This window comes from Bacillus sp. (in: firmicutes) (genome assembly GCF_031983925.1).
Classification (GTDB): domain Bacteria; phylum Bacillota; class Bacilli; order Bacillales; family Bacillaceae_G; genus Bacillus_A; species Bacillus_A pacificus.
In genome coordinates this window covers 120,080-132,385 of record NZ_DALYZR010000003.1, presented here as the reverse complement: position 1 = coordinate 132,385, position 12,306 = coordinate 120,080, and the positions used below count along the sequence as shown (strand labels likewise).

Below are 12,306 nucleotides of genomic sequence, written 5' to 3'. Positions count from 1 at the left end.
TTACTCTCCTTTTGTATTCTCTAAAAATGTCACTGCACGATGTAAGCTGTCTTCAAGTTCTCCCTTTACACGCTGCATTTGCTCCATCTTCTCGTCTAGCGTTTGCACTTGTTTTTCAAGCATCTCTTTAATTTCTTGAATCACTTCACGATCACGGGGATTCTCACTATTTCTTCTTTGCTCCATTCTTTCTTTTAACGATAAGAAATGCTGCATTTCTTGAAGCGTAATCCCTAACACTTCTTTCGCTTCCACAATTCTTTTAATTCTAGCGATATCTTCGTCTGTATACAGGCGAATGTTCCCCTCACTACGTTCTGGGGGATGAATTAAACCAATTTCCTCATAATAACGAAGTGTACGTTTTGTTAAACCAACTTGCTTTGTAACTTCATCAATCTTATACATGTTTATTCCTCCCTTCACTCGATTATTACATTTTACGTTAACGTTAACTTTTGTGCAACTGTTAGACTTTTGTAAATGTTTGTCATATTAAATTGTATTTTTTCAAAAGCAGTTTCATAATGAAAGAAAAGACATGATAAGGAGAATTTCACATGAGTAAACCACTTATTTTCGCTCATCGCGGCGTAAAAGGAACACATCCAGAAAATACGATGATTGCCTTCCAAGAAGCTGAACGCATTGGCGCCCACGGGATTGAACTTGATGTCCACCTATCAAAAGATGGTGAACTTGTCGTGATTCACGATGAAACAGTCGATCGTACAACGAATGATGTAGGTCTTGTTTCTGAAAAAACGGTAGAAGAGTTACAAGCTTTAGATGCCGGCAGCTATAAAGATCCTTCTTTCCATGAAGCAAAAATCCCAACGTTACGAGAAGTATTTATTTGGTTATCTACAACAAGCTTACAACTCAATATTGAATTAAAAACAGACGTCATTCACTATCCAAACATTGAAGAAAAAGTTGTTGCTCTCGTTCGAGAATATCATCTTTCTAATCAAATTGTATTCTCTTCATTTAATCACGACTCTGTTTCATTATTAGCAGAAATTGCTCCTGAAATCCCAAGAGCAATTTTATATGATACACCACTTGCTGATCCTATCGCCGAAGCAAAAAATAGAGATGCAACTGGTTTACACCCAAACTTTCAACTACTAACAAAGGAATTTGTTCAACTCGCGCAAAAACAAGGGTATGTTTTCCGCCCTTATACAATTAACGAATACAAAGATTTACAAACTATGATTGATTATGGCGTGGATGTCATTATTACCGATTGGCCAGCACGTGCATTTGAGCTCCTTTCTTAATTGAAGGAGCTCTTTATTTTCGAAATTTCATTGTTTAAAATAATCGAAAACCCTCAATACTAATACAATAATGTTTGTATGAATGAGGGGCTGAAAAAGATGGATCAAACTATGAATCCGAAACTTAAAAAATATAAACGTCTTTTCTTCACCGTAATGTTTTCTTCTGTTCTTTTTTTCGTTTTTTCCTTTTTTGTTATTATTATAGTTGCAAAAATTATGGGACCTCCTCCTGTCGCTGTCCCGCAAACAAGTGTCTTTTATGCTAATGATGACACTGTTATAGGACAAAGTAATGAGATGCAAAAACGATACAATGTATCTCTCAATGAAATTTCTCCTTATGTAAAAGAGGCAACACTTTCTATCGAAGATCAAAGATTCTACAAACATCATGGCTTTGATATGAAGCGTATCGCTGGTGCCATTGTTGCTGATTTAAAAGCGATGGCAAAAGTCCAAGGCGCTAGTACGATTACACAACAGTATGCCCGTAACCTATACTTAGATCATGATAAAACGTGGAAACGTAAACTATTAGAAGCAATGTACACAATCCGTCTTGAAGTGAATTATAATAAAAATCATATTTTAGAAGGATATTTAAATACAATTTATTACGGGCATGGTGCTTATGGAATCGAAGCTGCGTCCCGTCTATATTTCGATAAAACAGCAAAAGAATTAACATTAGCGGAAGCTAGTATGCTCGCGGGTATACCAAAAGGACCTAGTGTTTACTCTCCCTTTTTAAAAAAAGATCGTGCGAAAGAACGACAATCTCTTATATTAGATGAAATGGTAGAACAAGGCTATATTACAAAGAAACAAGCAGCTTCAGCAAAGAAAGAATCACTAACTTTCGCTTCATTAGATACGAAAAAAGTCGCAGAGGTCGCGCCTTATTTCCAAGATGCTGTACAAGCTTCTCTTCTTCGTGATATCGGATTAGATGAGCAAGCCTTACAAAAAGGCGGCTTGCGTATTTATACAACGCTAGACCCGAAATTACAATCGGTTGCAGAGCAAGCTGTAAAAGACCACATACCTGACACGACAAACATACAAACTGCGCTCGTCTCTATGAATCCAAAAACAGGGGAAGTAGCTGCCCTTGTTGGTGGAACTGATTATAATACAAGTCAATTTAACAGGGCTACACAGGCCGCTCGCCAGCCTGGATCTACATTTAAGCCATTTCTATATTATGCGGCATTAGAACGAGGATTCACCCCTGCTACGCGCTTAAAAAGTGAATACACTGTGTTCACTTTAGGTGACGGTGTTTCAAAGTATAAACCGAAAAACTATAAAGACTATTATGCAGACGATTTTGTAACAATGGCGCAAGCTCTTGCGGTCTCTGATAACGTCTATGCCGTGAAAACCAATTTATTTTTAGGCGAAGACATTCTTACAAAAACGGCGAAGCAATTCGGCATTAAGAGTGCATTAAAAGACGTCCCTTCCCTTGCGCTTGGTACATCTCCTGTAAAACCAATTGAAATGGTTAACGCTTATAGCATGTTCGCAAACGGGGGAAAAGAAGTAAAACCTATTTTCATTCGCCGCATTATGGATCATGAAGGAAATATTTTATACGATGCTCATTTGGAGAGTAAACAAGTTCTTGATAAGAGCAAAGCATTTGTGATGGAAGAAATGATGACAGGCATGTTTAATAAAAAACTAAGCAGTTATGCTGCTGTAACTGGTCAATCAATGTTATCTAAACTATCAAGAACCTATGCCGGAAAATCTGGTTCTACTGAAACAGATAGTTGGATGATTGGGTTTACCCCGCAACTCGTAACGGGCGTATGGGTTGGATATGATCAACCTAAATCAATTTCAAACGTAGCAGAACAAGGCTATGCAAAAAGAATATGGACCGATACGATGGAGAAAGGCTTAGATGGACAACCTAAAAAAGAATTTAAACAACCAAGTGACGTCGTTGCAGTCGATATTAACCCTGAAAACGGGAAAATTGCTACAAAAAATTGCCCAATTTCAGTGAAAATGTATTTTGCAAAAGGTACAGAACCAACTGAATATTGTATGGATCACGTTGATGATAAAGAGGAATTTGAAAAGACAACTGAAGAAAAGAAAAAAACAAGTTGGTGGAAAAAATATCTTCCTTGGTAGAATATCCGGCTATTTCACTGAACGTGGAATAGCCTCCTAGTCGAATCGTTGATATATTTTCATACAACAAGTCAAAATAAAAAGGATGTCTCACTAGTCGATTGTTGACTAGTGAGACATCCTTTTCTTTTATTCACTTAATAAAGCACGGCGCAATTCTTCGCTAGATTCGTTCCAAATCGCTTCATTATGTTCTTTTAAGAATGTACCAAGTACTTTTTTAGATGATTCGTCCATATGGTCAACCATAATGTGTCGCTTCAATGATTTATCCATTTTGTTTACGTGCTCTGGAAGTGACTTATATCCGCGGCGAATTTCACGGTCAACTGTCATTTCACAAGCTGTTACACCTGCATAATACGCACCTGTTGCTGTTCTTTCAATCGTTACCCACACAAGCCAGTATGGTTTTCCGTTTGGAACTTCATCTTTATTTGTTAAAAACTTAATACCTTTTTCTACTGTACTACGTGCATGCATCGCACCAATATCAACAAATGCTGTTTTCTCTAGTACATCGACAAATACGGGTGAAATGTTTTCTAGGCTTAATGCCCCAACGCCAAAACCACCATGTCCATCCGTTGAATCATTTTTCACGATATTAAAACCGATTTTTTTCTTTTTCTCTGTCATATGTAAAGTCCTCCTCACTTAATGATTATAAAAGGCCAAAGATAGGCGCAATAATACTGTTTAAAAATGCAAATACATATGGAATGACAACACTAAAAATAGGTTGGATTGTGTAATTGCTAAGCGGTGTAATAACTAGAATTAACAAAGCAATTGCCCCGTATTTTTCATACTGTGTCATTTTCGCACGAATATTTGTTGGTGCTAAATCCTCCACTACGCGATATCCATCAAGTGGCGGGATTGGTAATAAGTTAAATACAAGTAAAACGATATTCAGCATAATAAAAATCTGGAAAAATTGAGCTAACGTATCTGCTACTGCAAATGGAATTGAGTCTAATACACCAAATGTTAATAAGCTATACCAAATAATTAAACCGATTGCACTTAAAATTAAGTTACTAATCGGTCCTGCAATTGAAACTAATATACCTGCAAGACGAGGTCTTTTAAAGTTATATGGGTTAACAGGAACTCGTCTCGCCCAACCAAAACCAAGAATTAATACAGCAATCATCCCGATAGGATCTAAATGTGCCATCGGCGATAAAGTTAAGCGCCCTTGTCTCTTTGCTGTATCGTCTCCAAATTTATATGCTACATATGCATGCGCAAATTCATGCACTGATAATGCGATAATAATGGCCATTGCTACCAAAGGAATTTGGTGCAACGGGTATCTAAATAACTGATCCATGCTTCATCTCCTCTTCCATATGTCAAAAAAAGAAATTATTTGTTTTTTCGATTGTTCTTCCCCATAATCCGCTATAATAAGATTGTAACTTACATAAAAGGAGCGATTATATATGCCATACGTAACAGTGAAAATGTTAGAAGGACGCACAGAGGAACAAAAGAAAGCTCTTGCTGAGAAAGTAACAGCAGCAGTAAGCGAAACAACTGGTGCTCCTGAAGAAAACATCGTTGTTTTCATCGAAGAAATGTCTAAAAACCATTATGCAGTTGGCGGAAAACGCTTAAGCGACAAATAATTTCAAGTTTTTTCATAAGAAGCAGCCATTAGCTGCTTCTTATTTTTTTCCTTCTAGTAACTCGATGATTCTCTCTTTATATTTTCCTTTTCTTCCATCTTCATAGATTAAATCATGCGGGTAGAATAGCTTTTGATCCCTTCTCTTCTTACCAGTAATCGCCTCAACAATATCCGATTCACGTGAGAGCTCTCTAAGCTCTCCATTTGGCATAAGAAGTAAGATTGGCAGACGTTCTTCTTCTTCACCAGCACGGTAAAAGTCGTACGGTAAGTCTGATGTTGAATCAACTACTAAATAGTATTCTGGATCGAGTCCAATCTTTTTAAATAAGCTACTTAATTCCATCCAATTATCTAAACCGTGCTTATCTGTAAACTCTACATATTTAAATAGGTTTCGATTCATAAAACGACGGCATAGATCGCTTAAAATTGGATCTTCTTCGTCCTGCCATACTTGGAAGTAATAATACATAACGTTCTCGTCTAACTTTAAATAATCCTCTACTGTCACTTCTTCTTCAAATAAAGAATAGAAATGAACAGGGTGATTTTTAAATGTATAATACTTCTCATGCAATGATTTTGCACGGTGTAAAATCTTCGTTAAAATAACTTCAGCACTGCGCGTTACCGGATGGAAATATACTTGCCAATACATTTGATAACGACTCATAATATAATGCTCAACAGCATGCATACCACTATTTTTAATAACTACTTGATTCCCGTACGGACGCATAACACGCAGTATACGTTCCATATCAAAGTTTCCGTATTTTACGCCAGTAAAGTACGCATCCCTTAATAAATAGTCCATGCGATCTGCATCAATTTGACTAGAAATCATGCTAATCGCTAATTTATTAGTAGATGTTTTCGCAATTACATCGGCTACCTTTTGTGGGAAATCTTTATCCACACGACTTAATACACGATTAATTTCCGTATCTCCAACGATAATCTTTTGCGTAAATTTCTCATGGTCTAATGAAAATACTTTTTCAAACGAATGAGAAAATGGACCGTGACCGACATCATGAAGCAATGCCGCACATAAACATAACAATCTATCTTCAGCATTCCAATTCGGTCTGCCATCAAACACATCATCAATCATACGACGAATAATTTCATATACACCTAACGAATGAGTAAAGCGACTATGCTCTGCACCGTGAAATGTAAAAAATGTCGTTCCAAGCTGCTTAATACGGCGCAAGCGTTGAAATTCTTTCGTTCCGATTAAATCCCAAATAACACGATCGCGCACGTGCACATATTTATGTACCGGGTCTTTAAACACTTTTGTTTCGCTGAGTTTGTCGTTTAAATATACCACTTTCCGACATCCCCCTTTCTTTACTGCATTCTTACTATATATTATAAACGAAATAGGAAACAGAAAGAAATGAAAGACTATATTAATTGCCCTTATATAAAGAAAAAAACCACTTTTACCGGAGTAAAAGTGATTTTTTTTACACATTATTTCCCTAAAACGAACTCAGCAACTTCATCTAAAATCATTTCTTTACCTAGCGGGAAGTAACCTTTGTTTAAGTCTTCGTTTTTAATTGTAAATACGTGGTTATTTTTAACAGCGTTCATATTTTTCCAAATTGATTCTTCTTGGAATTCTTTTAGACGCTGAGAACCGTCACCAGTCGTAAATACGAATAAGTAATCTGGGTTGTAATCAATTAAAGCTTCTTTTTGTACTTGTACTAACGCTTTATCAGTTGGTGTACCTTTAACCGCTGGTAATTTTAAATCTTTAAAGATTACGCTACCGTAACCGTAGTCACCATATACGCGGAAAGCGTTTGGATATGCAGCCATTTTCATGAATTTAGCATCGCCAGTTTTCGCAACGATTTTATCATGTAATTTGCTTGCTTTTTCATCATACTGTTTGAACCATTCTTTTGTTTCTTTCTCTTTACCGAAGATTTGGCCTACTTCTTCGAATTTTGGACGCCATTGGTCTAATGGAGTTTTTAACATAACTGTTGGTGCAATTTTAGATAATTGATCATAAATCTTTTCTTGACGATCGTTTACAAGAATTAAGTCTGGTTTTGCAGCAGCTACTGCTTCGATATTAATTTTATCGCCCCAAGCAGAGCCAACCGGTTTAACGTCTTTTAATTTATTTGCAATATGTGCATCAATTTTTTCTTGAGATGTATTAGCAGTAATAATTGGTTTCATACCAAAGATTAACAATTCCTCTGTTGAACCACTAAGGTCAGCAATTTTCTTTGGATTTGCAGGAATTTTAATTTCCCCTTTTGCATGTTGTACAGTGCGCTCTTCAGTCTTCGCATCTTTCGCATCTGCTTTTTTCTCTTCTTTGTTAGAACAAGCTGCAAATAGTACAGAAGTAACGACTAGTACCATTGCTAATAACGCCATTTTAAAATTCTTCATGTTTCCACTCCTTCTAGCTGTATTTCTCTTATAAGTTACAGTGAACTATAAGAAACAAGGTTAACAATTAATCAATATATATATATTGATTAATTGTTGTTTATGCCCCCGTTCTAACGGGTGTTCAACTTCCTATTTACTAATAAGAAGCTCAACATCCATTAGAAGCCCCCCTCTTTACGAGGGGGATTCTACTTATGCTTTTTTACGCAATTGATTACTAATCATCGCTAAATCATATGTTAAACAAATTGGTTTACAGTTTACTGGACATGGAACGATTTGAGCTTCAATCTCAAATACACTGCGAAGTGTTTCACTCGTCATCACTTCGTCTGGCGTTCCTTGTTTCATTAACTTACCAGCTTTTAATGCAATCATATGATCTGAGAAACGAGAAGCATGGTTTAAGTCATGGATAACCATAACAATCGTTCTACCTTCTTCTTCGTTTAACTTTTTCAATAAGTTTAATACTTCTAATTGATGAGCCATATCTAAGTACGTTGTCGGTTCATCTAATACAAGTAATTCTGTCCCTTGTGCAAGAGCCATCGCAATCCATACGCGTTGGCGTTGCCCACCTGATAACGCCTCTGCTGGACGATTTGCGAATTCTGTCATTCCCGTCACTTCAAGTGCCCAATGAATGTAGCGATAATCCTCTTCTTTCAACGTTCCAAATCCTTTTTGATGAGGAAAGCGCCCATATGAAACGAGTTCAAATACAGTAAGGCCAGTTGGCACTTCTGCAGTCTGTGGTAAAATTGCCATTTTCTTTGCGATTTCTTTCGTTGGTTGTTTCTCGATTGCTTTTCCGTCAAGATAAACAGTACCTTTTTTCGCCTTCAAAATACGAGAAGCCGTTTTTAATAATGTGGACTTCCCACAACCATTTGGTCCAATAATTGTTGTAATTTTCCCTTCCGGAATTTCAACTGTTAATCCATCAATAATTAACCCTTCATTATAGCCAACAGATACCGCATCAACCGCTAAAGTTGCCATACAAAAAGCCTCCCTTTATTTTGTCCTCATAAGTAAGTATATAAAATACGGTGCACCAATTACAGAAATAACAAGACCGACCGGTATTTCTGAAGTTGTTAACACACTTCTTGAAATTACGTCTGCGAATAAAAGTAAAAACGTCCCTATTAGTGCAGCCGTAGGCAGCATAATTTGATGTTTACCACCAACAAGGCGCCTCGCTAAATGCGGAGCCATTAAACCGATAAAACCAATTCCTCCGGCAACAGCAACAGATGCACCAGCTAAACAAACTGCAATAAATAATAATTTACGTCTTTCTTTTTCTACATTTACACCAAGGCCAACTGCTGTGGAGTCGCCTAGGTTCATTACGTTTAATATGTGAGCCTTACTAATAGCAAGTGGCAAGAAAATAACCATCCATGGAAGTACACTTAGTACAAACTTCCAATCTGTGCCCCATAGACTTCCTGCTAACCAAATCGTAGCAAAACGGAAATCGTTAGATGTCATCTTCATAGAAAAAATTAAACTAACAGCACCAAACCCGGCTGCAACAGCGATACCGACAAGTATTAATCTCGTTGATGAAACGCCGTCTTTCCATGCTAATAAATAAATAATAACAGCTGCTAATATCGCTCCAACTAGTGCGAAGAACGGAAGAATGAATACAGATAAAAATGTACCAGTTCCTACTTTACCGAAGAAAAAGTAGACAAAGATAACAACTGTTAATCCCGCTCCAGCGTTAATACCGATAATACCTGGATCAGCAAGTGGATTTCGTGATAACCCTTGCAAAATCGCACCTGACATCGCTAAAGCAGATCCAACTAGTATAGCAATGACCATACGTGGCATACGGAATTCAAATAAAATAACAGACTGATCTTCAGCCCCCAATCCAACCAATGACTTTAATACGTCCATTGGGGGTATTTTAAATGTCCCTGTATTTAAACTCACTAAAAATACAGTAACGATTAATCCTACTAAAATTGTTAAAACCGAAACGTTCTTTTTTGTTAAGACACTTGTCCTCACATTTTTCCTCTCCCTTCGTTACGTGCTAAGTAGAGGAAGAATGGAACCCCAATTAGTGCTGTAATTGCTCCAATTGGCGTTTCAAACGGCGGATTAATAACGCGAGATAACATATCTGCACATTCAATTAAAAGCCCGCCTAAGACCGCAGAACATGGAATAACCCATCTATAGTCTGAGCCTACAAGGAAACGAGTCATATGTGGGATGACAAGACCAACAAATCCAACCGATCCTGCCATAGAAACTGCCGAACCTGTTAACACAAGAACAAGTACTGTCCCGATAAATTTAATTAATGTCGTATTTTGACCAAGTCCAATCGCAATTTCTTCACCGAAGCTTAAAATTGTAATATACCTCGACATCATAATTGCAATGAAGAGACAAACTAGACCAATCGGTACTAACATATTAATACTTTCCCATTTCACGCCAGCAACTCCGCCTGCATTCCACATACTCACCTCTTGGGCAAGATTGAAATATAGCGCAATTCCAGATGAAATGGCCCCTAATAAAGCACTAATTGCTGCACCTGCTAAAGCTAATTTCACAGGTGTTAATCCACCTGGTGAAGAAGATCCAATTCCATATACAATGCTCGCTCCAAACGCAGCACCAATAAAAGATGCGATAACGAACATTAAATAAGGTGAATTAGGGAAGAATGCATACATAATTGCAATTCCAAATACAGCCCCATCTGTAATCCCCATTAACGATGGTGATGCAAGTGGATTTCGCGTCATACCTTGCATAATTGCTCCTGATACCGCTAAAAAGGCACCTGCAACTACGCCCCCTATTGCTCTAGGCATGCGAAGTTCTTGAATTACGTTATGATGCGTAATAGAACCGTCAAACTGAAATACAGCTTGCCATACAGTCTTTAAACTAATATCTGCAGCACCAAACGAAATAGACAATGCCATGCTTAAAGCTAACAAAATTGTACCTGCTACTAAAATAATAGAAGCAATGAGCGGCCTGCTCTTAATCTCTTTAACATTCACATCTTGCTGTTCTATACTCCTTGCGCTCGCTTCCATCCCTCAACCATCCTAACCAACAACATATGTTTAATTTAATGAAATGAAATTTATTCTCAAATAGCAATAAAAAAAATTAAATGAATGGCCCTTTTCTGATAATGATTCTCAGAATCAGACACCTTATATTCTACCTATCGCTTCAAAAGACTGTCAACCATTATTTTGAAATACAAATTCATATAGGTCGAGACCTTAATAAATAGATAATGCCTATCTGTCATGAACTATTATCATCACCAGTTAAGCTTTCTCAGAATAGATTCTTCCTCTTATGGGCATAAAAAAAGAAGAGTAATCTGTTCACTCTTCTTTTCCTTACTTATTTAACTTCGCTTCAATTTTTACAATTAATTCATCTTCTGTTGGCGCTGCAACTGGACGATTATTTACAAATGCGAATGATTTTTTACGGCCAGGGCCACAGTAAGACTGACATCCAACTTCAATCGTTGCACATGAATCTACTTTTTTTAGCTTTGGAATCAACGTTTTAACGTTCGTTGCCTGACAATCATCACACACACGAAATTCGTTTCCCATTATATAACACTTCCTCTATTTTAAACTTTTCTCAAGTACATTTAAAAATAAACACTAAATGGTATTTTACCGCTCTTTGAAGCTCGTTGCAAGTTTCCTTTCGACGCTCTTTCCTCATATAATGCTACATATTTATATGTTTTCCTACAGCAGCTTCCATCATTCTTGGCAAAATTTATCCCGCTTTAATGGGCAGTAAGATCCCCACCTCAAAATTCAGTGAAAGCAAAGAAGTTAGGTGGGGGATGAAGAACCTCCCCACTGATTAAAGTTTCACTTTATACCTCTCATCGAAATCTACCATATTTTTAAAAGCTTTGTATAAAAGCTCATTTTTTTGCCCATTATAAAAATAGGAAGTTCATAAAAAGAAAGGGAGTTGAATCTATGAAAGTAAGACAAGATGCTTGGACAGATGAGGATGATTTATTACTTGCTGAAACTGTACTTCGTCACGTTCGAGAAGGAAGTACCCAATTAAATGCATTTGAAGAAGTAGGAGACAGATTAAATCGTACATCGGCTGCCTGTGGTTTCCGTTGGAATGCTGTTGTTCGCTATAGCTATGAACAAGCTCTTCAACTAGCAAAAAAACATCGCAAAGATAAAATGCGTGCTGCAAGTGGTGAACAAGCGAAAAAACGTTTACTTTATACACCACCAGCTTCAGATTCGATAACTAATTATGAAGAGTTCGTACAAGAGGAATCAATTGTACAATATAAAGAAGCTACTCCATATCAAGAAACTACCGTTCCTGCTACAAAGGGCTCTATGACAATGCAAGATGTTATTTATTTTTTACAAACAGTCGGATCTTCAAATATAAAAGTGACAGCTCTTGAAAACGAGAATACGAGATTGAAACAAGAAATTAAATCACAAATCCTTCGAAATGAAGAACTAGAAAAGAAATTGGAAAAATTAGAAAAACAATCTCATACTGTACAAGAAGATTACGAAACACTCATGAATATTATGAACCGTGCTCGTAAGTTGGCAGTCATGGATGAAGAAGAACGTTCTCAAACATCTTTCCGAATGGACCGAAACGGTAATTTAGAAAAAATTGCAGAATAAAAAGGGTGCATATAATGCATCCTTTTTATTATTTCACCTTTAAACTTTCCCTTTATATGTGAGGAAACTCCATTCTTCATTT

General features: G+C 36.9%; 13 protein-coding genes. 4 read left to right on the top strand and 9 right to left on the bottom strand.

All coding sequences use genetic code 11. The features are described from left to right. A complete protein-coding gene (locus tag RTP99_RS12295) occupies window positions 1–408 on the bottom strand; it encodes a MerR family transcriptional regulator (protein WP_000276568.1) in 408 nt (135 codons plus the stop codon). 152 nt (window positions 409–560) lie between these two features. Between RTP99_RS12295 and RTP99_RS12290 the strand changes: the two genes are divergently transcribed. Further along, entirely contained in the window at window positions 561–1,286 is a 726-nt protein-coding gene (locus RTP99_RS12290; protein ID WP_000042762.1) for a glycerophosphodiester phosphodiesterase, read from the top strand. Window positions 1,287–1,385: 99 nt separating this feature from the next. After that, window positions 1,386–3,437: a transglycosylase domain-containing protein gene (locus RTP99_RS12285; RefSeq protein WP_000372977.1), complete on the top strand. Its 2,052-nt coding sequence runs from the start codon at window positions 1,386–1,388 to the stop codon at window positions 3,435–3,437. 129 nt (window positions 3,438–3,566) lie between these two features. Here the strand turns inward: RTP99_RS12285 and RTP99_RS12280 are convergent, their stop codons facing one another. Then, entirely contained in the window at window positions 3,567–4,076 is a 510-nt protein-coding gene (locus tag RTP99_RS12280; protein ID WP_000136687.1) for a YwhD family protein, read from the bottom strand. A gap of 25 nt (window positions 4,077–4,101) precedes the next feature. After that, window positions 4,102–4,776: a site-2 protease family protein gene (locus tag RTP99_RS12275; protein WP_000372464.1), complete on the bottom strand. Its 675-nt coding sequence runs from the start codon at window positions 4,774–4,776 to the stop codon at window positions 4,102–4,104. A gap of 112 nt (window positions 4,777–4,888) precedes the next feature. On the opposite strand from RTP99_RS12275, the gene RTP99_RS12270 reads away from it, so the two are divergent. Then, window positions 4,889–5,074 carry a 2-hydroxymuconate tautomerase gene (locus RTP99_RS12270; protein ID WP_001147171.1) on the top strand — a complete coding sequence of 62 codons (186 nt, stop codon included), beginning with the start codon at window positions 4,889–4,891 and terminating at the stop codon, window positions 5,072–5,074. Between the two features lie 39 nt (window positions 5,075–5,113). Here RTP99_RS12270 and RTP99_RS12265 read toward each other — a convergent pair whose 3' ends face one another. The 6 genes from RTP99_RS12265 to RTP99_RS12240 all read right to left on the bottom strand — a co-directional run bounded on the left by RTP99_RS12265 (window position 5,114) and on the right by RTP99_RS12240 (window position 11,144). Then, complete coding sequence (locus RTP99_RS12265; RefSeq protein ID WP_000262739.1) at window positions 5,114–6,418, bottom strand: HD domain-containing protein; 1,305 nt, start codon at window positions 6,416–6,418, stop codon at window positions 5,114–5,116. A 146-nt stretch (window positions 6,419–6,564) separates the two neighbouring features. Next, a complete protein-coding gene (locus RTP99_RS12260; protein ID WP_000787735.1) occupies window positions 6,565–7,509 on the bottom strand; it encodes an ABC transporter substrate-binding protein in 945 nt (314 codons plus the stop codon). Between the two features lie 195 nt (window positions 7,510–7,704). Next, entirely contained in the window at window positions 7,705–8,517 is an 813-nt protein-coding gene (locus RTP99_RS12255) for an ABC transporter ATP-binding protein (protein WP_000212064.1), read from the bottom strand. A 15-nt stretch (window positions 8,518–8,532) separates the two neighbouring features. Beyond that, entirely contained in the window at window positions 8,533–9,549 is a 1,017-nt protein-coding gene (locus tag RTP99_RS12250; RefSeq protein ID WP_001260777.1) for a FecCD family ABC transporter permease, read from the bottom strand. Further along, window positions 9,546–10,601 (bottom strand): FecCD family ABC transporter permease, encoded by a 1,056-nt coding sequence (locus RTP99_RS12245; RefSeq protein WP_000388276.1) that lies wholly within the window; start codon window positions 10,599–10,601, stop codon window positions 9,546–9,548. Before RTP99_RS12245 ends, RTP99_RS12250 begins: the two co-directional genes overlap by 4 nt. Before the next feature lie 318 nt (window positions 10,602–10,919). Next, the gene (locus RTP99_RS12240; RefSeq protein WP_000526077.1) at window positions 10,920–11,144 is read right to left on the bottom strand and encodes a YuzB family protein; all 225 of its coding nucleotides are present in this window, start codon (window positions 11,142–11,144) and stop codon (window positions 10,920–10,922) included. 387 nt (window positions 11,145–11,531) lie between these two features. On the opposite strand from RTP99_RS12240, the gene RTP99_RS12235 reads away from it, so the two are divergent. After that, complete coding sequence (locus RTP99_RS12235) at window positions 11,532–12,224, top strand: RsfA family transcriptional regulator (RefSeq protein WP_000868373.1); 693 nt, start codon at window positions 11,532–11,534, stop codon at window positions 12,222–12,224. Window positions 12,225–12,306: the final 82 nt, after the last annotated feature.

Bases quoted from the DNA above. Each gene is read 5' to 3' on its own strand.
- RTP99_RS12240 (WP_000526077.1), bottom strand. From the start codon at position 11,144: ATGGGAAACGAATTTCGTGTGTGTGATGATTGTCAGGCAACGAACGTT.
- RTP99_RS12270 (WP_001147171.1), top strand. From the start codon at position 4,889: ATGCCATACGTAACAGTGAAAATGTTAGAAGGACGCACAGAGGAACAA.
- RTP99_RS12245 (WP_000388276.1), bottom strand. From the start codon at position 10,601: ATGGAAGCGAGCGCAAGGAGTATAGAACAGCAAGATGTGAATGTTAAA.
- RTP99_RS12280 (WP_000136687.1), bottom strand. From the start codon at position 4,076: ATGACAGAGAAAAAGAAAAAAATCGGTTTTAATATCGTGAAAAATGAT.
- RTP99_RS12275 (WP_000372464.1), bottom strand. From the start codon at position 4,776: ATGGATCAGTTATTTAGATACCCGTTGCACCAAATTCCTTTGGTAGCA.
- RTP99_RS12235 (WP_000868373.1), top strand. From the start codon at position 11,532: ATGAAAGTAAGACAAGATGCTTGGACAGATGAGGATGATTTATTACTT.
- RTP99_RS12290 (WP_000042762.1), top strand. From the start codon at position 561: ATGAGTAAACCACTTATTTTCGCTCATCGCGGCGTAAAAGGAACACAT.
- RTP99_RS12295 (WP_000276568.1), bottom strand. From the start codon at position 408: ATGTATAAGATTGATGAAGTTACAAAGCAAGTTGGTTTAACAAAACGT.
- RTP99_RS12255 (WP_000212064.1), bottom strand. From the start codon at position 8,517: ATGGCAACTTTAGCGGTTGATGCGGTATCTGTTGGCTATAATGAAGGG.
- RTP99_RS12285 (WP_000372977.1), top strand. From the start codon at position 1,386: ATGGATCAAACTATGAATCCGAAACTTAAAAAATATAAACGTCTTTTC.
- RTP99_RS12260 (WP_000787735.1), bottom strand. From the start codon at position 7,509: ATGAAGAATTTTAAAATGGCGTTATTAGCAATGGTACTAGTCGTTACT.